Origin of the sequence: Halopenitus persicus (assembly GCF_900107205.1) — an archaeon.
Classification (GTDB): domain Archaea; phylum Halobacteriota; class Halobacteria; order Halobacteriales; family Haloferacaceae; genus Halopenitus; species Halopenitus persicus.
In genome coordinates, this window is record NZ_FNPC01000001.1 from 359275 (window position 1) to 381168 (window position 21894).

The window sequence follows — 21894 nt, forward strand, 5'->3', positions numbered from 1 at the left end:
AAGCCGACGTGGTTGACGGAATATAAACCATATAACGCGATAGCAAATCGGGTGATCGCGGGAAGACCGGTGCGGACCGGCCGCGGGTCATCGGTCGACCCGGGCTCGTCCGAACTCGCCACATTTTTTAGGCTGTCCTAAAGAGCAGTGACTGAATGACACAGGACATCTGCGTCGTGGTCCCGACGATTCGGGAGTACGAGTGTATGCGGACGTATTTCGAGAACGCACGCGAGCACGGGTTCGACCTCTCGCGGCTCCACGTCGTGCTCGTGACCGAGGACTTCTGCGAGACGGACGCGATGGCGACGATGCTCGAGGAGGAGGGCGTCTCCGGCGAGGTCTTCGACGGGACGCGCCGCCAGGAGTGGTACGAGGAGCACGGAATCGACGAATACGACCACCTCGTGCCGGCGGCCAGCCACGCGGAGACGAGCTTCGGCCTCCTCTACATGTGGGCCCACGACCGCTTCGAGTACGGCTTCTTCATCGACGATGACACGCTGCCGGAGCCGGAGGACGACTTCTTCGGCCGACACATGGAGAACCTCGCGTTCGAGGGCGAGGTCGAGTCGGTCTCCTCCGACACGGACTGGGTGAACGTGCTCCACCAGACCGCCGACGAACACGGACTCTACCCGCGCGGGTACCCCTACGCGGCGATGGACGAGACCGTCGAGACGTCGACGGAGACGGTCGACGACGTGGTCGCGTCCCAGGGCCTGTGGACCAACGTCCCCGACCTCGATGCGGTCCGGATCCTGATGGACGGCGACCTGCAGGGACAGGCGCAGACGCGGACGAGTCGGTCGGACTTCACCGGCGACTTCGTCGCGGCCGAGGGCAACTACCTGACGGTCTGCTCGATGAACCTCGCGTTCAAGCGGGAGGTCATCCCGGCGTTCTACCAGCTGCCGATGGACGACAACGAGTGGGACGTCGGCCGGTTCGACGACATCTGGAGCGGCGTGTTCCTCAAGCGAGCCTGTGACGTCCTCGGGAAGACGATCTATAACGGGTACCCGCTGTGTGAGCACAACAAGGCGCCCCGCTCGACCTTCGACGATCTGACGAACGAGGTCGCCGGACTGGAGCTCAACGAACACCTCTACGAGATCATCGACGACGTCGGCGGCGACGCCGAGACCTACGCGGACGTCTTCGAAGCGATGGGCCGGGAGCTCGCGGCGGGCGATTACGAGTCGTACAACAACGGCGCGTTCTTCAACTACGTCGGCGAACACATGTGCGAGTGGGTCGACTGCCTGGACGCGCTCAACGGCGTCGACCGGTCGACGGGATCGCCGGAACCGCGGACGGCGGCCGGGAACTGAACCGACGAGTATTTAATGTTTTAGGCAAACCTAAAAATATGAGCGACGACGAGATTACGGACGACCGAGCAACGATGGAGCGACTGACCGACCGCCGACGGTTCCTCGCAAGCGCCGGAACGCTCGCCGCGGTCGGGATCGCCGGCTGTACGGGTAACGGCGGCGGCAACGGAAACGGGAACGGAAACGGCGGGGGCAACGGTAACGGCGGCGGCAACGGCGATTCCGATCCCGGCTCCGACGTCGGGCAGATCGGGTCCGGAAGGGCCGGACGCGACGCGCCCGGCGGAACGCCGATGGCGGAGATGCCCGACCTCGAGGGCGAACTCACCGTCTACTCCGGACGCGGGGAGTTCCTCGTCGGCGAGCTGGTGAGCTACATCGGCGACCTCTACGATGACTTCGATCTGACCGTCCGATACGGCGGGTCCACGGACCTGGTCAACCAGATCGCCAACGAGGGCGCCGGAACGCCGGCGGACGTCTTCTACTCGGTCAACGCCGGGTCGCTGGGCGCGCTCGCGGACGCGGGCCACGCCGCGTCCCTCTCGAGCGACGTCACCGACCTCGTTCGCGACGAGTTCCACACGGAGAGCTGGATCGGAACGTCGGGACGGGCCCGAACGGTGCCGTACAACACGAACGCCCTCTCGGAGGGGGACCTTCCGGACGACATCATGGCGTACCCCGACGAGTTCGAGGGGGACCTCGGCTGGGCCCCGCGGTACGGCTCCTGTCAGGCGTTCATCACCGCGATGCGGATCATCGAGGGCGAGGAGGCGACCCGCGAGTGGCTCCAGGGCGTCCTCGACGCCGGGATCCAGGAGTACCCCGACGAGTTCGCGGCCTGTCAGGCGATCGCCGACGGCGAGATCGACGCCGCGTTCACTAACCACTACTACATCCAGCGCGTCCTCGACGGGAACCCCGGGGCACCGATCGCCACCTCCTTCACCGAGGGCGACGCGGGCGCCGTCTTCAACGTCGCCGGCGCGGCCGTGGTCAATGCGACCGACCAGGGGACGCTGGCCGAGAACTTCATCCGCCACCTGCTGTCGGCGGAGGCACAGGACTACTTCGCGCGGTCGACCTTCGAGTACCCGCTGATTCCGGGCGTCGAACCGGTCGGCGACCTGCCGACGATCGACGAGCTCGACGTGCCGGACATCGACCTCGCGCAGCTGTCGGACCTCGAGGCGACCGTCGACCTGATGCGCGACGTCGGCGCGCTCTAACCCGGCGTTTCGTCCGTGTCAGTCCCGGTTCGAGCCGCGGTCCGTCGCGTTCGCGATGCGCTGCAGCGGCGGCTCCGCTCACGGCTCCGGCAAGCGGCCCCCGAAACCCTCGCGGCGCTGGGCATCGCGGCGATCGCCGGGACTGCGGTGTTCACGGTCGCGATGACGGTCTTCGCGTATCACTCCAGCAACCACGACGAGGCGGTCTACATCCAGCAGGCCGCGATGTTGTTGGATGGCCAGCTGGCGCTGTATCCCGGCGACCTGGCCGACGCGTTCCATCCCTGGTTCTTCATCGAGGACGGCGACCGGCTGTATCCCAAGTACTCCCCGGTGCCGGCCGCGATGTACGCCGTCGCGATGGCCGTCGTGGGCGAGCCGCGGGTGACCCTCGCGGTCGTCGCCGCAGTCAACGCCTTCCTCGTCTACCGGCTTGGGTCGATGGCCGCGGACCGCCGCGTCGGGCTCGTCGCGGCAGTCGTCTTCGCCGCCGCGCCGCTATCGCTGGTGACCACGGCGGTCTTCCTCCCGTACGCGCCAACCGCGGCGTTGAATCTCCTGTTCGTGGTCTCGTACCTCTACGGGGTGCGTGACGGCTCGCTTCGGTGGGCCGGCGTCGCCGGGATCGCGATCGGGTTCGCGTTCTTCGCGCGCCCCTACACGGCGGTGTCGGTCGCCGCTCCGTTCGTCCTCCACGCGCTGGTGACGACCCTTCGGGCCATCGACCGCGACACGCTCGCGGCGCTCCGCTCGCGGTCGGAAACGCTGCCGAACGTGGTTCGCCGGAACCTCCTCACCGGCACGTTCGGGATCCTGTTCGTCGGGGTCACGCTCGCGTACAACGCGCGGATGACCGGATCGCCGCTCGTGTTCCCCTACGAGGCGTTCGCCCCCCTCGACGGACCGGGCTTCGGGCGGCGGCGGATCCTCGGACACTCGATCGAGTACACCCCGGAGTTGGCCGTCCGCGCCAACGGCTACGTGATCGAGTACTTCCTCACGCGGTGGATGACCGCGGGCGGGATCGGGAGCGCGGCCGCGCTCGGCGGCTTGGCGATCGCGGCGCGTCGGTGGATCGACCGGGCATCGGATGCCAGGTTCCGCCGGACCGCGAGCGGCCTGCTGGCCGGAACCCTCGTGACGATCCCGTTGGCGAACCTCGCGTTCTGGGGGAACTACAACGTGCTCGCGACGATGAGCGATCCGACCGACGGGCTGATCTCCCAGTTCGGCCCGATCTACTACTTCGACGCGCTCGTCCCGCTGTCGGTCTTCGCCGCCCTCGGCGCCGTCGTCGGCTGGCGGCGGCTGTCGGGGCGGCTCGCGAACCTGGCCGCAGCCCGGTGGTCGGATCGGCGGGGGTCGGACCGGGCCGGACAGGCCGCCCGCGTGCTCGCCGTCGGCCTCCTCGTTCTCGGCGTGGTGCTCGCGGGGACGGTCACGGCCTCGATCGCGTCCGCACCGCTCGAGCGCAACGCGGCCCACGCCGACAAGTACGAGGCGGCCTACGAGCCGATCGAGGCGGCCGAGTTCGAGAACGACCTCGTGTTCGTCCCGACGCCGTACGGGGAGTGGCAGAACCATCCCTTCCAGTACCTCCGGAACGATCCCGGGTTCGACGGTCCCGTCGTCTACGCGCTGGACCGGGACCCGGTGGCGGATTTCGCGGTGATCGACGCGTATCCCGATCGGGAGTATCGCCGGTTCACCTACCAGGGCGAGTGGACGCCGGATCCGGACCGGCACGTGATCCCGAAACTCGAGTCGCTGGACGTCCGACGCGGGGGTTCGCTCGCGGCCACCACGACCGTCGGCGTCCCGGACCGCGTCTCGCGAGCCCGGGTCCGCCTCTCGAGCGAAACCGCGGGGTCGGAGTACGTCGGTTACGCGGTGAGCGATCCCGAGGGGTCGCTGACGGTCGACTGGCGGCTGACGCCCGAGGGAGTCGTGCTGTCCGGCGCCGGGCCGAACGCGTCCGACCCCGACCCGATCCCGATCGGCGAGGACGCCGAGACGGTCGTGCTCACGGTCACGCTGGTGCAGCCGGACGGCGGAACGCTCACGTATCGCCAGGAGGCGACGGTTCGGCCGGCCGCGGCGGCGACGGCCGAGGGTGGGACGGCCGACGGTGACGCGGCGAGCGGCGAGGACGCGGTCGAGGTGATCTGGCCGCCGAAGCGATCCGTCTGTCCGCTCGTCCGGGAGTGCGGCACCGAGGGGACCTACATCCCCGACGATCCGGACGCACACCTGGACGGCGTGGCGTTCGAGACGACGGTTACGGTCGAGGGATGACGGCGAGCTTTTAAAAGGGATCCCGGAGTTCAAAGCGCCGGCACGGCCCGGAAGACGACGTAGGACCCGATCGTCGCCGCCACCGGGACGGCGTTCTGGAGGAGGACGACGCGGGCGGTCGTGCTCGGTTTATATAAGTCGGCGACGCTGAGCGCGTCCCCGGTCGAGCTCTCGTCTCCGGTCGAGCTCTGCTCCCTGGTCGAACTCCCGTCCACGGCCGAACCCTCATTCGCGGTCGACCGGTCACCCGTATCGGCTGGTTCGGTCGCGGTCGCCCGGTCGGCCTCGACTGCACCCGGCGCGTCGGCGCTCCCGACGGGCGCGCCGAGCGCGGCCGGGTGTTCGGTCGGCGTGTCGGGCAGCTCCTGGAGCCGCGTGGCGCGGCCCCAGCCGAGCCCGACGATGCTCATCGTGGCGATGACGACGAACGAGGCGGGGATCCCGAGCGCCGAGAGCCCGACGACGAGCGCGGAAGTGACCAGTGAGACCACGAGCGCGGCGGTCAACGGCAGCTCGGTGAGGTCGTTGCCCATCGTCTCGAGGGTGCGCCGGCCCAGCGTGAACGCGCCGACGCCCATCGCGAGCGCGGCCAGCAGGACGCCGCCGTTCATCGAGAGGTCGCCGCTGCCGACCAGCGGGGCGACCGCGTTCGCCACGTTCGAGGCGCCCGCCGAGAACGCGTTGAGACACGCGATCGCGATGACGACGACCGCGCCCAGCAGTTCGCGCGGAGTGGCCGACGGAGCGGACCGAATCGTGGAGATCCGACCCGATCGGTCGATCCGGGCCGGGAACCCGCCCGTGCGGTCGATCGCGAGCGTCGCCGCGAGCCGGTCGTACCAGTACCGGCCGACGACGGCGCTGACCCAGAAGCCGACGACGGGCGCCACCAGCCACCAGGCGACGATCTCGAGGGCGACGCCCCCGTTGAGCGTCCCCCGAGCGATCCCGAGCCCGGCGATCGCGCCGACGGCGGTCATCGACGTCGAGGCGGGCACGCCGAAGAGGTTCGAGACGAACAGCGCCCCGCCGACGAACAGGAGGACGACGATCGACGTCTCCAGGGTGAACGGGTTCCCCCGGAGCAGCCCCGCGCCGAGGGTGTCCACGACCCGGCGGCCGATCGTCCAGCCGCCGCCGAGGACGAACGCCGACATCAACGCGCCCGCACCGACCTTCGAGATCAGGCCGCTGCCGACGGCCGGCCCGAACGCGACCCCGGTTCCGGAGCCGCCGATGTTGACCCCGACGAAGGCGGCGACGACGATGCCGACGAGGAGGAGCACCTGTTCCGACACGGCCGACGATATCCGACCCTGATATTTAAGTCGATCAGGTCATCGCCGGGGCAGTCGGATCGACGTCGATGCTCCCGTCGAGACGGGCGGATCGACGCCGAGCCGTCCGAGACGGCGGACCGCGACCGTCGACCGGCCGACTTTTCCCCGATCGCCGCCCACGACCGGGTATGAGCGCCGACTTCGACCCCGAGAAGTTCGAGGACAAGTACGCCAACTACTTCACCGAGCTCCAACGCGCGTACAAGAACGCGTTCAACCACATGAACGAGCGGTACGACTCGGAGCTGATCCACGGGATCGACCAGACCGTCTTGAACGAGTCCGAGCCGTTCTACGAGGACGGCGAGTTCGTCGTCGAGCTCCCCGAGAACCCTCGAGAGCGGCTCCAGGGCGTGCTCGTCGACGACGAGAAGTTCGAGGAGACGCTGGACATCTACGTCGAGCGCATCGAGGACGAGCTCCACCGCGTCTTCGGCGTCGACCGGCCCGACGAGTAGCCTCGAGGACCCCACACCCGACCGCAGTCGTGGGATTCGACCCCGGACGAGTTTCTCGAAATCCCGTTCCGAACCAAAGGCATAAGCCGGTTCACCGCCAACCAAGCGGTATGAGCACGGAAGCGGCGGACACCGACGATCTTCGCGACCGGATCACGAACTTCCTGCGGCGCAACTTCCCGCAGATCCAGATGCACGGCGGCGACGCCGCGATCAGCCACCTCGACCGCGAGAACGGCGAGGTGCACATCCAGCTCGGCGGCGCGTGTTCGGGCTGCGGCATCTCCCCGATGACGATCCAGGCGATCAAGTCCCGGATGGTCAAGGAGATCCCGGAGATCGAGACGGTCCACGCCGACACCGGGATGGGCGCCGGCGCGGACGGCGACCTCGGCGGCACGAGCAGCGACGGGATGTCCCCCTCCTTCCCCGGCGAGACGAGCGACGACGGCGAGGAGGACGAGGGCCCGCAGGCCCCCTTCTGAGAACGGAAGCCGAATCCCACACCCGGCCGTTCCTCGGCCGAACCTCGCGACTCGGCAGTTCGTTTTTCAGCGTTCGTTGCTCCGCTCCGGAGCGGCGGCTGCCGCCGTTACCGAACGATGGCGACGCCAGCTGGCCGTCGCTGCCGCCACCTAGTCGTCGCCCGCGACCGGGGCGGCCTCGTGGTCGATCGACGTGCCGAGCACCTCGAGGAACGCCGCGAGCCACTCGGGGTGGTCGGGCCAGGCCTGCCCGGTCACCAGGTTGCCGTCGGTGACGACGCCGTCGACCCACGAGCAGCCGGCGCCCTCGACCTCGGCGCGGACGGCGGGATAGGCGGTCGCGGTCCGTCCCTCGAGGACGCCCGCGGCGGCGAGGATCTGCGGGCCGTGACAGACGGCCGCGACCGGCTTGTCCGCCTCGAAGAAGTGCCGGACCGTCTCGAGGACCGAATCGTAGGTGCGGAGGTACTCGGGCGCGCGGCCGCCGGGCACGACGAGCGCGTCGTAGTCGGCCGGGTCGACGTCCTCGATCGCGGCGTCGATCGCGAAGTCGTGCCCGCGGGTCTCCAAGTAGGTCTGATCGCCGCGGAAGTCGTGGACGGCCGTCTTCACCGTCTCACCGTCCTCCGTCTCGGGCGCGACCGCGTCGACCTCGTGGCCGACCATCCGCAGCGCCTGATACGGCACCATTACCTCGTAGTCCTCGACGAAGTCGCCGGCGATCTCGAGGATCCGTTTGTTAGCCATTTGTAAACACCTATCAAGATCTACGCTCCCACGCCGCATAATCGTTGCGTCGGCCTCGAAACCTGGCTGCGATACCGAAACCGACCGCGACCCCGACACCCTGTCGCGCCGCTCGCGTCGGACCGAAGGCGTGTTGGTGCTCGAGACCCAAGGTATCCGTAATGGAACTCCAGGAAGGGTACGCGTTCGACGTCGAGTCGGTTCGGGCCGACTTCCCGATCCTGAACCGGCGGGTCGGCGGCGACGTCACCACGCCGGGGGAGGGGCCGGAGGACGACACGCCGCTGGTCTACCTCGATAACGCGGCGACGACGCACACGCCGGATCCGGTGGTCGACGCGATCGCCGACTACTACCGCGGGTACAACGCGAACGTCCACCGCGGGATCCATCAGCTGAGCCAGGAGGCCTCGGTGGCCTACGAGGAGGCGCACGACCGGGTCGCCGAGTTCATCGGCGCCGAGGGTCGCGAGGAGATCGTGTTCACGAAGAACACGACCGAGGCGGAGAACCTCGTCGCGCAGGCCTGGGGACTCCGCGAGCTCGGCCCCGAGGACAGCGTGGTGCTCACCGAGATGGAACACCACTCCTCGCTGGTCACCTGGCAGCAGGTCGGCAAGCGGACCGGCGCCGACGTGCGCTACATCACGGTTCAGGAGGACGGCACGCTCGACATGGACCACGCCGCCGAGTGCATCGACGACTCGACCGCGATGGTCTCGGCGGTCCACGTCTCGAACGCGCTCGGCACGATCAACCCCGTGCGCGAGCTGGCCGATCTCGCCCACGACCACGACGCATACCTCTTCGTCGACGGCGCCCAGTCCGTGCCCACGCGACCGGTCGACGTCGCGGAGCTCGGCGCCGACTTCCTCGCGTTCTCCGCCCACAAGATGTGCGGTCCGACCGGGATCGGCGCGCTCTACGGGCGCGAGGAGCTGCTGGACGCGATGGAGCCCTTCCTGTACGGCGGCGACATGATCCGCCGGGTGACCTACGAGGAGACGACCTGGGAGGACCTCCCCTGGAAGTTCGAGGCGGGCACTCCGAGCATCGCGCAGGGGATCGCCTTCGCCGCCGCCGTCGACTACGTCGACGACGTCGGGATGGAGCATATCCGCACCCACGAGGACCTGCTGGCGGCCTACGCGCACGACCGCCTCAGCGAGTTCGACGACGTGACGGTCTACGGCCCGCCGGGCGACCGGCGGGGCGGGCTCGTCTCGTTCAACGTCGACGGCGTCCACGCCCACGACCTCTCGAGCATCCTCAACGACCACGGCGTCGCGGTCCGGGCGGGCGACCACTGCACCCAGCCGCTCCACGACAAGCTCGGCGTTCCCGCCACCGCCCGCGCGTCGTTCTACATTTACAACACCGTCGAGGAGGTCGACGCGCTGGTCGAGGCGATCGACGAGGCGCGGCAGCTGTTCGCCTAGGACGCCGGAAAGCGGCGGTCAGAGGCCGGCTGTGCCCGGCCGCGACCCGGTCGAACGCCCCCCGCCAAAGACCCCGCCGAACGGCCCGACCGAACGGCCCGCCAACCCCGCTGCGGAACGCTTTTCCCGACGAGCCGGCTACCCTGAAGCAGTATGGGACTGGGCTCGGACATGTACAGACAGCAGATCCTCGATCACTACAAGAACCCCCGCAACTACGGGGAGATGGAGGATCCGGACATCACGCACGTCGGCGAGAACCCCTCCTGCGGGGACACGATCCGGATGGACATCCGGCTCGCCGACGACGGCGAGACGATCGAGGCCGTCGCGTTCACCGGCGACGGCTGCGCCATCTCGATGGCCGCCGCGAGCATGCTCTCCGAGCGGCTCGCCGGGATGACGATCGAGGAGCTCCAGGAGCTCGACACCGACGACGTCACCGAGATGCTCGGCGTCGACATCTCGCCGATGCGCGTGAAATGCGCCGTGTTGGGCCGACAGGTCGCCCAGGACGGCGTGAAGATCGAGCGCGGCGAGATCGACGTCGACCGGACGAAGACCGAGGATTGAGTTCGTCGACGCGAGCGACGATCACGGACCGAGTTCGCCGCCGCGGACTGCGAGCGCGGACCGAGTTCGCCGCCGCGGCCGGCGACCGATGACCGACCGAGCCCGCCGAACTTTTGCGGATCGACGCCCTCTCACCAGTTATGACCGACGAGTTCGACAAGGAGGCCGAACGCGAGAAGCTCCGCGAGAAGTTCGAGCGGGACCAAAAGAAGCGCGAGCACACCCAGCACATGTCGGAGCTGCTGTTGAAGGGCGCGACGATGACCAACAGCCACTGTGACGCCTGCGGCGACCCGATCTTCAGACACAACGGCCAGGAGTTCTGTCCGACGTGCTCCCGCGAGGGAACCGAGGGCGCGGCGGGCGCCAACGCGGCTGACGGCACCGCCGCCGATGCGGACACGGCGGACGCCACTCCGACCGACACCGAGCCAACCGAGATCGAGATCGACGACGACGGGCCGACCGGAACCGCGGAACCGGCCGCCGAACCGACCGCCGAGGCGGGGACTGGCGGAACCGGTTCGACCACGACCGGCGCAGGGCGTGAGACCGGTGCCGCATCGAACGCCGCCGCATCGAACGCCGCTGCGCCGAATGCCGCCACGCCGAACGCCGCCGCATCGAACGCCGCTGCGCCGAATGCCGCCACGCCGAACGCCGCCGCACCGAATGCCGCCGAGGAGAACTCCGCCGCACAGAATGCCGCCGAGGCGAACGCCGCGCCGAATGCCACCGACGCCACGACTCCGTCTCCGGGCGCCGACACGCCTGATGGCGATGCCGACGCGCAGCCGGCTCGAACCCCGGAGGGGGACACGCCCTCCGAGGATCTCCGGGCGGCCCGCGAGTCGCTGGCCCGCACGGCACGACGGTTCGCCGAGGCCGCCGAGCGGACGGAGGACCCCCGACGCGCCCGCGAGCAGCTGCAGGCGGCCCGCGAGGCCGCCGAGGCGATCGCCGCGGTGGACCGGTGACGCCGGGCGTCGCCCGCGGCCGACTCCGGATCGGGACGACGATCGTCGCACGTTCCTTTTAAGTCGGTCCTGCGCGACCGAGGGATATGGAGCTGAGCCGCGAGTGGGTGACCGTCCGGGCGTCGATCGTCCTGACGTTCGCGGTCGCCGTGCTGTCGATCGTCGTCGGGCTGCTCCACATCTCGGGGGTGAGCGTCGCCGGACCGCTCTCCCCGTACATCCCCGACATCGTCCGGCAGACGGTCGGGTTCACCGGGACGCTCACCGGCTTCGCGATGCTGGCGAGCGGCTACGCGCTGAAGCGCGGCTACCGGGTCGGCCTCTACTCGACCGCGATCCTGCTCCCGCTCACCGGACTTCAGGGCCTGCTGCAGGTCTCGGTCGTCTCGCTCCCGCTCGTCGCCCTCTCGATCGTCTCGATCCCGGCGCTGTTTTTCAACCGGGACCGCTTTCGCCGGACCTACCGCCCCTCGCCGACGCAGCTGGCCGCGGCGACGGCGCTGACGACCGCGCTCGGCTACGGCACGTTCGGGTCGTTCGCGCTGCGCGAGGAGTTCACCGGGATCGAGTCGATCGTCGACGCGTTCTACTACACCGTCGTGACCGCCTCGACGGTCGGCTACGGCGACGTGACCCCGACGACCGCGATCGGCCGGATGTTCGGCCTCTCGGTGCTCGTGATAAACGTGGCCGCGTTCGCGATCGCGCTGGGGGTTCTGTTGACGCCCGCGATCGAGGCGCAGCTCTCGAAGGCACTCGGAAAGATGACACAACGACAGTTCGACCTCCTCGACGACCACGTCCTCGTGCTCGGCTACGGGGACCTGACGGAACCGATCCTCGAAGAGCTCATCGAGCGCGACGTCGAATACGTCGTCGTCACCGACGACGAGCGCCACGCGAGCCGGCTCGCCGACCGCGACGTCGCGGTGCTGGCGGCCGACCCCAGCGACGTGGGTCCCCTCGAGACGGCCCGGATCGCGGACGCCCGGGCGGTCGTGGTCGCCACGAACGACGACGCCGAGGACGCGCTGGCGATCCTCACCGCGCGCCAGCTCAACCCCGACGTGCGGATCGTCGCCGGCGCGACCCAGCGCGAGAACGTCGACAAGCTCCGGCGGGCCGGAGCAGACGACGTCATCTCGCCGGCGACGCTGGGCGGCCACCTCCTCGTCGACTCCGCGTTCGGCGCCGACTCGAAGGCCGTCGCCGAGGAGATCATGGACGAGGAAGGGCTCGGCATCGCGGAGTCCGGCGGGAGCGAGCGCGACGGGACTTCCGACGGAAGCGGTCCGGACGGGAACACGAACTGAGAGGGTCGCAGGGCGGCGACGGCGTGAACTCCGAGTTTACTGATAAATGACCGCCGACCATATGCCGGTTACTTATAAATCAGCGACGGCCTCGAGCGTCAGCGTGATCGCGCGTTCGACGTTGTTCTTCGCCTTCTCGGGGAGCTCGTCGTCGGAGTCGGCGCCCTTCTGGGTCCCCGCGACGAGGTTGCCGTCGACCGTACAGATCGCGCCGGCGCGGAGCCCCTTCCGGCGGGCGAGCGCGAACAGCGTCGCCGCCTCCATCTCGATCGCCAGCAGGTTCGCGGCCTCCCAGTCGACGACGTAGTCCTCGCTCTCGTTATAAAAGGCGTCGTCGGAGACGATCGGCCCGACGTGGACGTCCTCGTCGTTCGCCTCGGCGGCGTCGACCAGCGCGGAGAGGACCTCGTAGTTCGGCACCGCCGGATAGACGGCGGACTCGTAGCGCTTGGAGGTGCCCTCCTCCTTGGCGGCGCCGTTGGCGACGACCATGTCGCCGATCTCGATGTCCGACTGGAGCGCGCCGCAGGTGCCACAGCGCAGGACCGTCTCGACGCCCACGTTCGCCAGCTCCTCGAGCGCGATCGCGGCCGAGGGGCCGCCGATGCCGGTCGAGCAGATCGTGAGCGGAACGCCCTCGTAGCTGGCGTTGACGAGCTTGTACTCGCGGTTCTCGGATATCGTCTCGGGGTCCTCACACTGGGCGGCGATGCGGTCGACGCGGCCGGGGTCGCCGGGAACGATCGCGATCGATTCGACGTCGCCCTCCTCGACGAGCAGGTGCGGCTGTTTACCCATATCGAACCCTCCGCGGGACGGAAGAAAAACGGTGCGAAAGCCGGCCGCCCGTCGACCGAGGCGGCGGGGCCTACAGCGTCAACAGCGTCTCGATCTCGTCGAGATAGCTCCGGTAGACGCCGATCGCGGATTCGACCGGGCCGGAGTCGGCCATGTCGATCCCGGCGAGCCGGACGACCTCGAGCGGGTAGTCCGAGCCGCCGGCGGCGAGCATATCGCGGTAGTCGGCCGCGGCGGGCTCGCCCGTCTCGAGGATCCGGTCGACGATGGCGGCGGCGGCCGCGATCCCGGTGGCGTACTGGTAGACGTAGAAGTCGTAGTAGAAGTGCGGGATGCGCTCCCACTCGCGTTCGATCCCGCCCTCGAGGGTCGCCGGCGCGTAGAACTCCCGCTTGAGGCCGCCGTAGGTCTCGTCGAGGACGTCCGGCGTGAGCGCGTCGCCGTCCTCGATCCGGGCGTGGATCCGGTGTTCGAAGTCCGCGAACATCGTCTGGCGGAACAGCGTGCTCCGGAAGCGCTCGAGGTACTCGTCGAGGACGTGCGTCCGCAGCTCGTCGTCATCGAGGGTCTCGAGGAGGTGCTGGGTCAACAGCGTCTCGTTGACCGTCGAGGCGATCTCCGCGACGAAGATGTCGTAGCTCGCGTCGTGCCACGGCTGGGCGTCGGCCGCCAGCTCCGAATGCATCGAGTGGCCCAGCTCGTGGGCGAGCGTGAACAGCGAGGCGATGTCGTCCTGGTAGTTCATCAGGATGAACGGTTGGGTGTCGTAGGTCCCCGAGGAGAAGGCGCCGGACCGCTTCCCCTCGTTCTCGTAGACGTCGACCCACCGGCTCTCGAGGCCCTCGGCCATCCGGTCCTGATAGGCGTCCCCGAGCGGGGCGACCGCCTCGGTCACCCACTCGACCGCCTGCTCGTACTCGACGTCGGGACCCTCCTCGCCGGTCAGCGACATGTACAGGTCGTGGCTGCGGAGCTCCGCCACGCCCAGCGCCGAACGCTTCAGTTCGGCGTGCCGGTGGAGCGCGTCGAGGTTGTCACGCACCGTGTCGACGAGGGTGTCGTAGACGCCGGGCGGGACGTTCGACCCGTCGAGCGAGGCCTCGCGCGCGGTGTCGTAGCCCCGTATCTCCGCGGCCGTCACGTGTTCGCGAACCGCCTTCTCGAGGGACGTGCCGACGGTGTTGCGGACGTCCGCCCAGTGGTCGTAGAAGGTCTCGTGGACGTCGCGTCTGAACTCCCGATCCGGTTTGGTCTGGAGCTTCGTGAAGTTGGCCTGGGTGATCTCGACCGGCTCGCCGTCGGGGCCCTCGACGGTTCCGTACTCCATATCCGCGTTCGTGAGCATCGAGTAGATCTCCGAGGGCGCGTCAGTGACCTCCGACAGGTCCGCGAGCACCTCCTCGACCTCCGCCGACCGGGTGTGCGGCTTCATCCGGCGGACGTCCTCGAAGTAGTGCTCGTAGGTCTCCAGGGCGGGCTCGGCGTCGATGAACGATTCGATCTCCGCGGTCGTCACCTCCTGCAGCTCGGGCTCGAGGTAGGAGATCGCGCTCGAGGCCGTCGATCCGAGCGAGGACCCCCGGGCGGCCATCGCCTGGTAGGTCTGGTTCGTCGTGTCCTCGGCGCTGCGGAGCCGGGCGTAGGTCGTTACCTTCGCGACCTCACGCAGCACCGACTCGCGGAGCTCGAGCAGCTCCAGAAGGGTCTCGGGGCTCTCGGTGACCCGCCCCTCGTACTCGCGCAGCTCGTCCACCCGCTCGGAGGCCGACTCGTAGGCCGCCTCCCACGCCTCGTCGTCGGGGTAGATGTCCTCCAGATCCCATCGGTACTGCGCGTCGATCTCGCTCCGGTCGGGGACCGTACTCATGGCGAACGGGAGGGTGCGATCGACCCTAAAAGTTCCCACATCCCCACGGCCGCCGCCACGCCGCAGCGATCACGCGACCGCGCCCGGTTTGACTGACGGCGGCGCTCAGCCCTCGACTCACGGCGGCGTCCAGTCCTCGAGATCGAGCACCATCACGATCGCGTCCTCGCCGTCGGCGTAGTACCGGGAGACGCGACGCAGCGGCGCGAATCCCTGATCGCCGTACAGCGACCGCGCTCGGTCGTTCCCTTCCCGGACCTCGAGCTTGACGACGGAAGCGCCGCGAAACCGAAGCCGAGCGAGCGCGGCTCGGAGCAGCTGTCGGCCGATCCCCCGTCCCTGAACGTCCGGGTGGACGGCGATGTCCTTGATATGGCCGATGTCACGCCCGAAGTTGGGCGTCACGTCGGCGACGACGTAGCCGGCGATCGGCGGCCCGGCGTCGATCGAGGGGGGCTCGTCGAGGGGTGCGTCCGGTTCCGCATCCGTCGCCGGTCGGGACGTCGATCCGCGTTCCGACCCGGAACCCGAGCCACGTTCCGTGGTCGGCGTTGCCTCGGCGTTCAGCTCGGCGACGAGGAACGCCGGAGCGTCGAGCAGTCGCTCGAACGCGTCGTAGGGCCACGGGTCCGAGAAGACGGTTCGCTCGATCCGAACCACCGACAGCAGGTCCGCTCGCGAGGCGTCCCTGATCGTCGGGTCGGCGGTTCGGGCCACGCCGTACGGTTAGACGCCGCGGCCGATAAGCGCGACGACCGGGACCGTTCGGCGACCGCAAACCGGGACCGTTCAGCGACCACGGACCGAAGCCGTCCGACCACCACGGACCGAACCGGCCGCAACCTCAGGTTCCGAATCGGCGCTTCCGGTTCTGGAAGTCGAGTATCGCCCGGAGGTAATCGCGCTCGCGGAAGTCGCGCCAGTTGACGTCGGTGAAGTACAGCTCGGAGTAGACCGACTGCCAGATGGCGAAGTCGGAGAGCCGTTCGGCCCCGGTCTTGATGAGCAGATCGGGCTCCTCGGGAAAGACGAGCCGCTCGGAGATCGTGTCCTCGTCGATCGCGTCCGGTTCGAGGTCGCCGGCCGCGACGTCCGCGGCGATCTCCCGGACCGCATCGGCGAACTCGCGTTTGCCGCCGAGTCCGATGCTCACCTGGATCGGGGCGTCGGCCCGCTCGGTGTCGCCGGGGCCACGAACCGCGATCGGTCGGGGGGCGTCGACGTTGCGGAGCTCGCGCTCGAGGGTCTCGACGACCGCCGCGTCGAGGACGGACACGAGGACGGTCACGCGTTCGGCGCCACGGCCGAAGGCCCACCCGAAGAACCGCTCGAGGGTGTCGTAGGCGCCCTGCTCGAGCAGGTCGCGTTCGGTGATCACGACCGCGACGTGGGCGGGCGGGTCGGCCTCGTGGAGGCGATGGCGAACCGCGAGGTAGGTGTCGTACAGTCCCACGGTCCGGAAAACGCGGTCGATCGGCAAAAACCGACCGGGAGGCGGACGGGGTCAGCGAACGGGGTCGGCGAACGGGGCCGGCGAACGGCGCGATCCGAACGCATCACGTCTCGATGGCGGCGTCGCCCCCCGATGTCGGGAGGGTTAAGTGACCGTCGGGGGTATGCGCGGACGTGCAGTCGAGGATCCGACGGGCGGGCGGATTCGCCGCGGTGTCGCTGCTTGCGCTGGCCGCGCCGTGGCTCGGCGCGGCCGCCGCAGCCCCGTTCGCGATCGTCGCGGCGCTTGCCGCGTTCGTCGTCCGGGAGGGCCCCGTCTTCGAGCTGTTCGCACGTCCCGGCGACCGTCGGGACCGCCGGTTGAACGGGCTGGCCGGGTTCGCGCTCGCGGCCGCGGGACTCGGGCTCTTCGCGACCCTCCCGCGCGTGACGATGCCGATTCGGGTCTACGCGGCCGCGGTCCTCCTCCTGGCGTTCGGGAACCTCGGCACGCAGACGGTCCGAACGGTCACCGACGACGAGTTCGCCCACGCGACCGCCTTCGTGGTCGTCGGGTCCGCCGCCGGCGTCGTCGCGCAGGTCGTCGTGGTGGCCGCAACCGGCGGCACGATCGATCCGCCGGGCTTCGTGTTCATCGCGGCCGTGGGCGCGCTGGCCGCGGCGCTGATCCGAACGGCGCTGTTCGAGCGTGACGACCCGATCGTGATGGTCGCGGTCGCGCTGCTGGCGTGGCTGTTCGTCGAGATCACGCCCGCGATGACCGTCCAGGGGCTCGTCCTCGCGCTGGGGGTCACGATCGCGTTGGGCTACGTCTCCTACGCGCTCGGGACCGCCTCGGTGCCGGGGATGGTGACCGGCGTCCTGCTGGGGCTGTTGACGATCGTGCTCGGCGGCGTCGGCTGGTTCGTCGTCCTCATCGCCTTCTACGCGATCGGCGGGCTCGCCTCCAAGTTCCGGTTCGACGAGAAGGCCACCCGCGGAGTCGCCCAGGAGAACGACGGCGCCCGGGGGAGCGGGAACGTGCTCGCGAACTCGGCGGTCGCGCTCGCGGCGGTCGTCGGCTACGCCGCCACGGGGTACCTCCAGCTGCCCGGCGTCGTCTTCGCCGTCGCGTTCGCCGGCGCGGTGTCGACCGCGATGGCCGACACGCTCGCCTCGGAGATCGGCGGGCTCTACGACGACCCGCGGCTCGTCACCACGCTGGAGCCGGTCGAGCCCGGGACCGACGGCGCGGTCACCCTCCAGGGCGAGCTCGCGGGGATCGCGGGCGCCGCCCTCGTCGGCGTCCTCGCCGCGGTCGGGATGCCGGTCGGCGATCCCGTCACCGGCGGCGCGGTCGTGGTGGCGGCCGGCGTCGTCGGGATGACCGTGGACAGCCTCCTCGGGGCTCTCCTCGAGGGGGGACGGATCGGCAACCAGACGGTCAACCTGCTCGCGACGCTCGCGGGCGCCCTCGCCGCCGCCGCGGGAAGCGTGCTGGTGGTCTGATGGCGCCGGACCACGAATCCGGCGGCCGAACTCCCCCGGTCCGGACGGCACCCGGCCGCGTCAGGCCGGCTCGGCCCGGCGACTCGCTGCCGCTGCATCGCCTCCAGCGCCACCTTCCGGACCCGTCCCCGTCGCTGCTCGAGCTCGGGCTCACGGCGAGCGGCTCCGCCGGCGGGACCGTGCTCGTCTCGACCGCGACCGCCGCGGACGGGACCGAGTCCGTCGTCGGCTACGTCCTCTTCGTCGACGGGCCGACCGCCCGCCACGTCGCGGAACTCGTCGTCGGCCCGGCGTTTCGCCGGGAGGGACGCGGACGGGAGCTGCTGTCCGCGGTCCGCGTCGGAACCGACGCGCCCGTGACGCTGCTCGTGGCCGTCGAAAACGAAGCGGCGCGCTCGCTGTACGAGTCGTGCGGCTTCCGCGCGGTCGAGCGGCTGCCGGACGAGTACGGCGACCGCGACGCGGTCCGCTATCGCGCCGCCGTCGACCGCAGCGCTGAAGCCGACGATCCGCAGTAGGGAAGGCGGTTCAGGCCTCGACCGCCGCGTCCTCGACCGTCGTGACGCGCGTCCCGATCGGCTGTTTCACCATCGATCCGGTCGACCGACCGAAGACCTGCGAGACGCCGCGCTGGGCGGCGACGTCGAGCAGCCGCTGGGTGATCTCCCCGTCGATGACCACGGCGTGGGGCGACGGCTCGGCCTCCTCGACGGCGTCGAAGGCGCCCGCGGCGTCGACCTCCGCGAGCACCTCGCCCGCGGAGTCGAGCAGCCTGGCCAGGCCACTGTCGGCGGTGACGACGTCCGAGACGTGGTCGCGGACCGATTTCGCGTCGGCCGGGTCGGCGTCGTCGGAGGCATCGGCGTCGTCGGAGACATCGGCGTCGTTGGAGACATCGGCGTCGTTGGAGACATCGGCGTCGTCGGATCCCTGAGCGGTAGTGGACTCCTCGGCCTCGGCGTCCGGTTTCTCGTCGCTTCCGTTCGCCGGGGGCGCTTCCGCATCTGCCGTCCCGTTCGCCGACGGCTCCCGCGTCGTTGACGTTTCCCGTGTCGTCGACGTTTCCTCCGCAGGCGTCGCCTCGTCGGACGCGCCGTCGGGAGTGGTCGACTCCGAGTCGAACTCCTCGCCCGCGTCGTCGGTCGCGTCCGCAGGGGTCGACGACTCAGTCGTCGGCGACCCCGACGGAGGGTCGCGAGCGACCTCCCGGGCGTTCGGTTCGTCGGCGAGCGTCTCGTAGGGGACCTTGCCGCGGAGCGCGTCGAGCACGGCGCCGCGGTCGAGGTCCTCGACGGACTGGCCGGCGGGGGCGAAGGCGACGTAATCCACGTCGCCGACCTGTGCGAGCTCGCGCAGGATGAGTTCGCCGCCGCGGTCGCCGTCCAGGAACGCGGTGACGGTGCGGTCCTGGCTGAGCTCCGCGACCGCCTCGGGGACGTTCGTTCCCTCGACGGCGACGCCGTTCTTGATCCCGGCGTCGAGCAGCGTCAGGACGTCCGCGCGCCCCTCGACGACGATGACCGCGTCCGAGTCGTGGACCCGCGGGCCGGCCGGGAGCCCCTCGTACTCGGCGATGCCCTCGATGCGGGCCGCGTCGCGGACCTCCTCGAGCACCTCGTCGCTCGAGAGGGCCGTCTCCTCGAAGCCGCCGGCGAGCAGCTCCTTGGCCCGGTCGACGACCTCGCGGCGCTTGGTCGCGCGCACGTCCTCGATCCGGGTGACCTCGACGGACGCCCGGCAGGGGCCGACGCGCGTGATGGTTTCGAGGGCTGCCGCGAGGATCGCCGTCTCCACCTTGTCCAGGCTGGAGGCGACGGTCACCTCCCCGAACGACTGTCCGTTCTCCGATTCTATCGAGACGTCGATGCGACCGACCTTCGAGGACTGCTGGAGGTCCCGGAGGTCGAGCTCCTCCCCGAGCAGTCCCTCCGTCTGCCCGAAGACCGCCCCGACGACGTCGGACCGTTCGACGACGCCGTCCGCGGCGATGGTCGCGTGAATGAGGTATTTCGCTGTGTCTTCCATACGTGATCAGTGATGGTGATGTGAACGGCGGCGCGTTGCCGCCAGTACGTTTATATATGGTCGTCCCGCGGAAATAGCTGTCGTACCGGGTCACGGCGGGCCAGACGGCCGTATTCGCGTGACTCGCCGCCGGTCGGTGTACGGCGAATGGCAACGGCCGCCGGAAGGGACACCTTTAGAAGTCCGAACGGAACACCGACACATATGGATCGATTGGGTCGGACGGTACTGTGGATATCCACGTTCGTGCTCCTCGTCGCGTTTGCGGTTCCTTGGTTCCTGTGGGGAACCGACACGGTGGTCGCCGGCCTGCCGATCTGGCTGTGGTGGCACATCGGCTGGCTGGGGCTGTGTTCGGTGCTGTTTCACCGGTTCACCCGCGGTTCCTGGGACCGGATAATGGGGCTCGACCCCGGCGATGGGGTTCGGACCACGACCGACCGAAGCGGACTCTCCACCGACCGAGGCGGGACCGCGGCCGACCGACGAAACGGGGGTGACCGATGAGCGCGACGCTGGAACTCGGGATCGTGGTCGGCTACCTGCTGGTCGCGTTCGCCATCGGACTCGTCGCCTACCGGGCCGCCGGCTCCGGCGCCGAGGACTACTACCTCGCGGGCCGGTCGATCGGGACGCTCGTCCTGTTGTTCACCACCTTCGCGACGCTGCTGTCGGCGTTCACCTTCTTCGGCGGCCCGAACCTCGCGTACGCCGCGGGACCCGAGTGGATCCTCGTGATGGGCGTTATGGACGGGGTCATCTTCGCGATCCTCTGGTACGTCATCGGCTACAAACAGTGGCTCATCGGGCGGCGACGCGGCTACGTGACGCTCGGCGAGATGTTCGGCGACCGGTTCGGGTCGCCCGGCCTGCGCGCGCTCGTCGCGGGCGTCAGCCTGCTGTGGCTGTTCCCGTACGTGATGTTACAGCAGATGGGCGCCGGCGAGGCGATCGTCGGGCTCACCGGCGGCACGGTCCCGTACTGGGGCGGGGCGGCGCTCATCACCGCGTTCATGATCGGCTACGTGGTCATCGCGGGGATGCGCGGCGTCGCCTGGACGGACACGGTCCAGGGGCTGTTCATGCTCTCGATCACGTGGATCGCCGTCGGGTGGGTGCTCTCGGCGGTGGGCGGACTCCCGGCGGCAACGACCGCGATGGTCGAGGCGAACCCCGACTTCGCCGCGCTGGGCGGAGGCGTCTACACGCCGCAGTTCATCATCTCGTCGGCGGTGACCATCGCCTTCGGGGTGACGATGTTCCCCCAGATCAACCAGCGGTTCTTCGTCGCCGAGTCCGACCGCGTGCTCAAGCGGTCGTTCGCCCTCTGGCCCGTGCTCGTGCTCCTGCTTTTCGTCCCCGCGTTCCTGCTCGGATCGTGGGCGGCCGGACTCCCGATCGACGTCCCGCAGGGCGCGAACGTCCTCCCGGTGTTGCTCACCGAGTACACGCCGGTCTGGTTCGCCGCGCTCGTGGTCGCCGGCGCGATGGCCGCGATGATGTCCTCCTCCGACTCGATGCTGCTGTCGGGGTCGTCGTACTTCACCCGCGACCTGTATCGTCCCTTCATTCGGCCGGACGCGACCGACCGCCGGGAGGCGTGGGTCGCCCGCCTCGGCGTCGCCGCCTTCGCGACGCTGGCGTTCCTGGCGAGCCTCACCCGGCCCGGCACCCTGATCGAGGTCGGCGACACCGCCTTCTCCGGGTTCGCGCTGCTCACGCCGGTCGTGCTCGTCGCGCTCTACTGGGACGGAGCGACCCGAACCGGGATGATCACGTCGATCGCGATCCCGCAGGTCATCTACCTCGCGCACGTCCTCGTCGAGTCCGTGCCGATCCCGTTCACGACCGTTCGCATCGACCTCCCGCTGACCTACGCGGGCTGGGACGTCGCGCTCGGACTGATGGTGCTGGCGGGCGTCCTCGCCGTCGGCGTCTCGGCCGTCACCGACCACGTTCCCGGCGAGGACGCCTCGCGGTTCGCCGTAGCCGCGGACTGACCGGCGGCGGACGGGTCACCACGGCGGGAACGTGGCTCCGCATCCCGACCGCGACTCCACAACGCAGA

The 21894-nt window shown here is 69.6% G+C and carries 20 protein-coding genes; 13 read left to right on the forward strand and 7 right to left on the reverse strand.

What is annotated here, in order from left to right; all coding sequences use genetic code 11:
• Positions 1-155: 155 nt before the first annotated feature.
• The 3 genes from BLV25_RS01845 (at position 156) to BLV25_RS01855 (ending at position 4864) form a co-directional block, all read left to right on the forward strand.
• A complete protein-coding gene (locus BLV25_RS01845) occupies positions 156-1334 on the forward strand; it encodes a hypothetical protein (protein ID WP_021072896.1) in 1179 nt (392 codons plus the stop codon).
• 38 nt (positions 1335-1372) lie between these two features.
• Complete coding sequence (locus BLV25_RS01850) at positions 1373-2569, forward strand: extracellular solute-binding protein (protein ID WP_092730495.1); 1197 nt, start codon at positions 1373-1375, stop codon at positions 2567-2569.
• Positions 2570-2731: 162 nt separating this feature from the next.
• Positions 2732-4864 (forward strand): DUF7846 domain-containing protein, encoded by a 2133-nt coding sequence (locus tag BLV25_RS01855; protein ID WP_092730744.1) that lies wholly within the window; start codon positions 2732-2734, stop codon positions 4862-4864.
• A 29-nt stretch (positions 4865-4893) separates the two neighbouring features.
• Here the strand turns inward: BLV25_RS01855 and BLV25_RS01860 are convergent, their stop codons facing one another.
• Positions 4894-6162 (reverse strand): inorganic phosphate transporter, encoded by a 1269-nt coding sequence (locus BLV25_RS01860; RefSeq protein WP_092730497.1) that lies wholly within the window; start codon positions 6160-6162, stop codon positions 4894-4896.
• 170 nt (positions 6163-6332) lie between these two features.
• Here BLV25_RS01860 and BLV25_RS01865 point away from each other — a divergent pair, with 170 nt between their 5' ends.
• Entirely contained in the window at positions 6333-6662 is a 330-nt protein-coding gene (locus BLV25_RS01865; protein WP_092730499.1) for a DUF5783 family protein, read from the forward strand.
• Between the two features lie 110 nt (positions 6663-6772).
• Positions 6773-7147: an iron-sulfur cluster biogenesis protein NfuA gene (locus BLV25_RS01870; RefSeq protein WP_021072890.1), complete on the forward strand. Its 375-nt coding sequence runs from the start codon at positions 6773-6775 to the stop codon at positions 7145-7147.
• Between the two features lie 150 nt (positions 7148-7297).
• On the opposite strand, the gene BLV25_RS01875 is transcribed toward BLV25_RS01870, so the two are convergent.
• Positions 7298-7894, reverse strand: a complete 597-nt coding sequence (locus BLV25_RS01875) for a DJ-1/PfpI family protein (protein WP_092730501.1) — start codon at positions 7892-7894, stop codon at positions 7298-7300.
• A gap of 161 nt (positions 7895-8055) precedes the next feature.
• Here BLV25_RS01875 and BLV25_RS01880 point away from each other — a divergent pair, with 161 nt between their 5' ends.
• The 4 genes from BLV25_RS01880 (at position 8056) to BLV25_RS01895 (ending at position 12196) form a co-directional block, all read left to right on the forward strand.
• Positions 8056-9333 (forward strand): aminotransferase class V-fold PLP-dependent enzyme, encoded by a 1278-nt coding sequence (locus BLV25_RS01880; protein ID WP_021072888.1) that lies wholly within the window; start codon positions 8056-8058, stop codon positions 9331-9333.
• Positions 9334-9486: 153 nt separating this feature from the next.
• Positions 9487-9906 carry a Fe-S cluster assembly sulfur transfer protein SufU gene (gene sufU / locus BLV25_RS01885; RefSeq protein WP_021072887.1) on the forward strand — a complete coding sequence of 140 codons (420 nt, stop codon included), beginning with the start codon at positions 9487-9489 and terminating at the stop codon, positions 9904-9906.
• A 140-nt stretch (positions 9907-10046) separates the two neighbouring features.
• Positions 10047-10883 carry an Sjogren's syndrome/scleroderma autoantigen 1 family protein gene (locus BLV25_RS01890; RefSeq protein ID WP_092730503.1) on the forward strand — a complete coding sequence of 279 codons (837 nt, stop codon included), beginning with the start codon at positions 10047-10049 and terminating at the stop codon, positions 10881-10883.
• A gap of 86 nt (positions 10884-10969) precedes the next feature.
• Positions 10970-12196 carry an NAD-binding protein gene (locus BLV25_RS01895; RefSeq protein ID WP_092730505.1) on the forward strand — a complete coding sequence of 409 codons (1227 nt, stop codon included), beginning with the start codon at positions 10970-10972 and terminating at the stop codon, positions 12194-12196.
• A gap of 72 nt (positions 12197-12268) precedes the next feature.
• Here BLV25_RS01895 and BLV25_RS01900 read toward each other — a convergent pair whose 3' ends face one another.
• The 4 genes from BLV25_RS01900 to BLV25_RS01920 form a co-directional block, all read right to left on the reverse strand.
• The gene (locus BLV25_RS01900) at positions 12269-12994 is read right to left on the reverse strand and encodes a nucleoside phosphorylase (RefSeq protein ID WP_092730507.1); all 726 of its coding nucleotides are present in this window, start codon (positions 12992-12994) and stop codon (positions 12269-12271) included.
• A 70-nt stretch (positions 12995-13064) separates the two neighbouring features.
• The gene (gene pepF / locus BLV25_RS01905) at positions 13065-14861 is read right to left on the reverse strand and encodes an oligoendopeptidase F (RefSeq protein ID WP_021072883.1); all 1797 of its coding nucleotides are present in this window, start codon (positions 14859-14861) and stop codon (positions 13065-13067) included.
• 117 nt (positions 14862-14978) lie between these two features.
• Positions 14979-15578, reverse strand: a complete 600-nt coding sequence (locus tag BLV25_RS01910; RefSeq protein ID WP_256335626.1) for a GNAT family N-acetyltransferase — start codon at positions 15576-15578, stop codon at positions 14979-14981.
• A gap of 127 nt (positions 15579-15705) precedes the next feature.
• Positions 15706-16314: an undecaprenyl diphosphate synthase family protein gene (locus BLV25_RS01920; protein WP_092730509.1), complete on the reverse strand. Its 609-nt coding sequence runs from the start codon at positions 16312-16314 to the stop codon at positions 15706-15708.
• Between the two features lie 173 nt (positions 16315-16487).
• On the opposite strand from BLV25_RS01920, the gene BLV25_RS01925 reads away from it, so the two are divergent.
• On the forward strand, positions 16488-17801 hold the full coding sequence (locus tag BLV25_RS01925) for a DUF92 domain-containing protein (RefSeq protein ID WP_092730511.1): 1314 nt from the start codon (positions 16488-16490) through the stop codon (positions 17799-17801).
• A complete protein-coding gene (locus BLV25_RS01930; RefSeq protein ID WP_021072879.1) occupies positions 17801-18319 on the forward strand; it encodes a GNAT family N-acetyltransferase in 519 nt (172 codons plus the stop codon). The genes BLV25_RS01925 and BLV25_RS01930 overlap by 1 nt, the downstream gene beginning before the upstream one ends.
• A gap of 10 nt (positions 18320-18329) precedes the next feature.
• Here the strand turns inward: BLV25_RS01930 and dnaG are convergent, their stop codons facing one another.
• Positions 18330-19826 carry a DNA primase DnaG gene (gene dnaG / locus BLV25_RS01935; RefSeq protein ID WP_092730513.1) on the reverse strand — a complete coding sequence of 499 codons (1497 nt, stop codon included), beginning with the start codon at positions 19824-19826 and terminating at the stop codon, positions 18330-18332.
• 204 nt (positions 19827-20030) lie between these two features.
• On the opposite strand from dnaG, the gene BLV25_RS01940 reads away from it, so the two are divergent.
• Complete coding sequence (locus BLV25_RS01940; RefSeq protein WP_021072877.1) at positions 20031-20333, forward strand: DUF3311 domain-containing protein; 303 nt, start codon at positions 20031-20033, stop codon at positions 20331-20333.
• On the forward strand, positions 20330-21826 hold the full coding sequence (locus BLV25_RS01945; protein ID WP_092730515.1) for a sodium:solute symporter family protein: 1497 nt from the start codon (positions 20330-20332) through the stop codon (positions 21824-21826). The genes BLV25_RS01940 and BLV25_RS01945 overlap by 4 nt, the downstream gene beginning before the upstream one ends.
• Positions 21827-21894 lie beyond the last annotated feature (68 nt).

Excerpts from the sequence above, each read along its gene's own strand:
- BLV25_RS01845 (WP_021072896.1), top strand. The coding sequence starts at position 156 with ATGACACAGGACATCTGCGTCGTGGTCCCGACGATTCGGGAGTACGAG.
- BLV25_RS01850 (WP_092730495.1), top strand. The coding sequence starts at position 1,373 with ATGAGCGACGACGAGATTACGGACGACCGAGCAACGATGGAGCGACTG.
- BLV25_RS01855 (WP_092730744.1), top strand. The coding sequence starts at position 2,732 with ATGACGGTCTTCGCGTATCACTCCAGCAACCACGACGAGGCGGTCTAC.
- BLV25_RS01865 (WP_092730499.1), top strand. The coding sequence starts at position 6,333 with ATGAGCGCCGACTTCGACCCCGAGAAGTTCGAGGACAAGTACGCCAAC.
- BLV25_RS01870 (WP_021072890.1), top strand. The coding sequence starts at position 6,773 with ATGAGCACGGAAGCGGCGGACACCGACGATCTTCGCGACCGGATCACG.
- BLV25_RS01875 (WP_092730501.1), bottom strand. The coding sequence starts at position 7,894 with ATGGCTAACAAACGGATCCTCGAGATCGCCGGCGACTTCGTCGAGGAC.
- BLV25_RS01880 (WP_021072888.1), top strand. The coding sequence starts at position 8,056 with ATGGAACTCCAGGAAGGGTACGCGTTCGACGTCGAGTCGGTTCGGGCC.
- sufU (WP_021072887.1), top strand. The coding sequence starts at position 9,487 with ATGGGACTGGGCTCGGACATGTACAGACAGCAGATCCTCGATCACTAC.
- BLV25_RS01890 (WP_092730503.1), top strand. The coding sequence starts at position 10,047 with ATGACCGACGAGTTCGACAAGGAGGCCGAACGCGAGAAGCTCCGCGAG.
- BLV25_RS01895 (WP_092730505.1), top strand. The coding sequence starts at position 10,970 with ATGGAGCTGAGCCGCGAGTGGGTGACCGTCCGGGCGTCGATCGTCCTG.
- BLV25_RS01900 (WP_092730507.1), bottom strand. The coding sequence starts at position 12,994 with ATGGGTAAACAGCCGCACCTGCTCGTCGAGGAGGGCGACGTCGAATCG.
- pepF (WP_021072883.1), bottom strand. The coding sequence starts at position 14,861 with ATGAGTACGGTCCCCGACCGGAGCGAGATCGACGCGCAGTACCGATGG.
- BLV25_RS01930 (WP_021072879.1), top strand. The coding sequence starts at position 17,801 with ATGGCGCCGGACCACGAATCCGGCGGCCGAACTCCCCCGGTCCGGACG.
- dnaG (WP_092730513.1), bottom strand. The coding sequence starts at position 19,826 with ATGGAAGACACAGCGAAATACCTCATTCACGCGACCATCGCCGCGGAC.
- BLV25_RS01940 (WP_021072877.1), top strand. The coding sequence starts at position 20,031 with ATGGATCGATTGGGTCGGACGGTACTGTGGATATCCACGTTCGTGCTC.
- BLV25_RS01945 (WP_092730515.1), top strand. The coding sequence starts at position 20,330 with ATGAGCGCGACGCTGGAACTCGGGATCGTGGTCGGCTACCTGCTGGTC.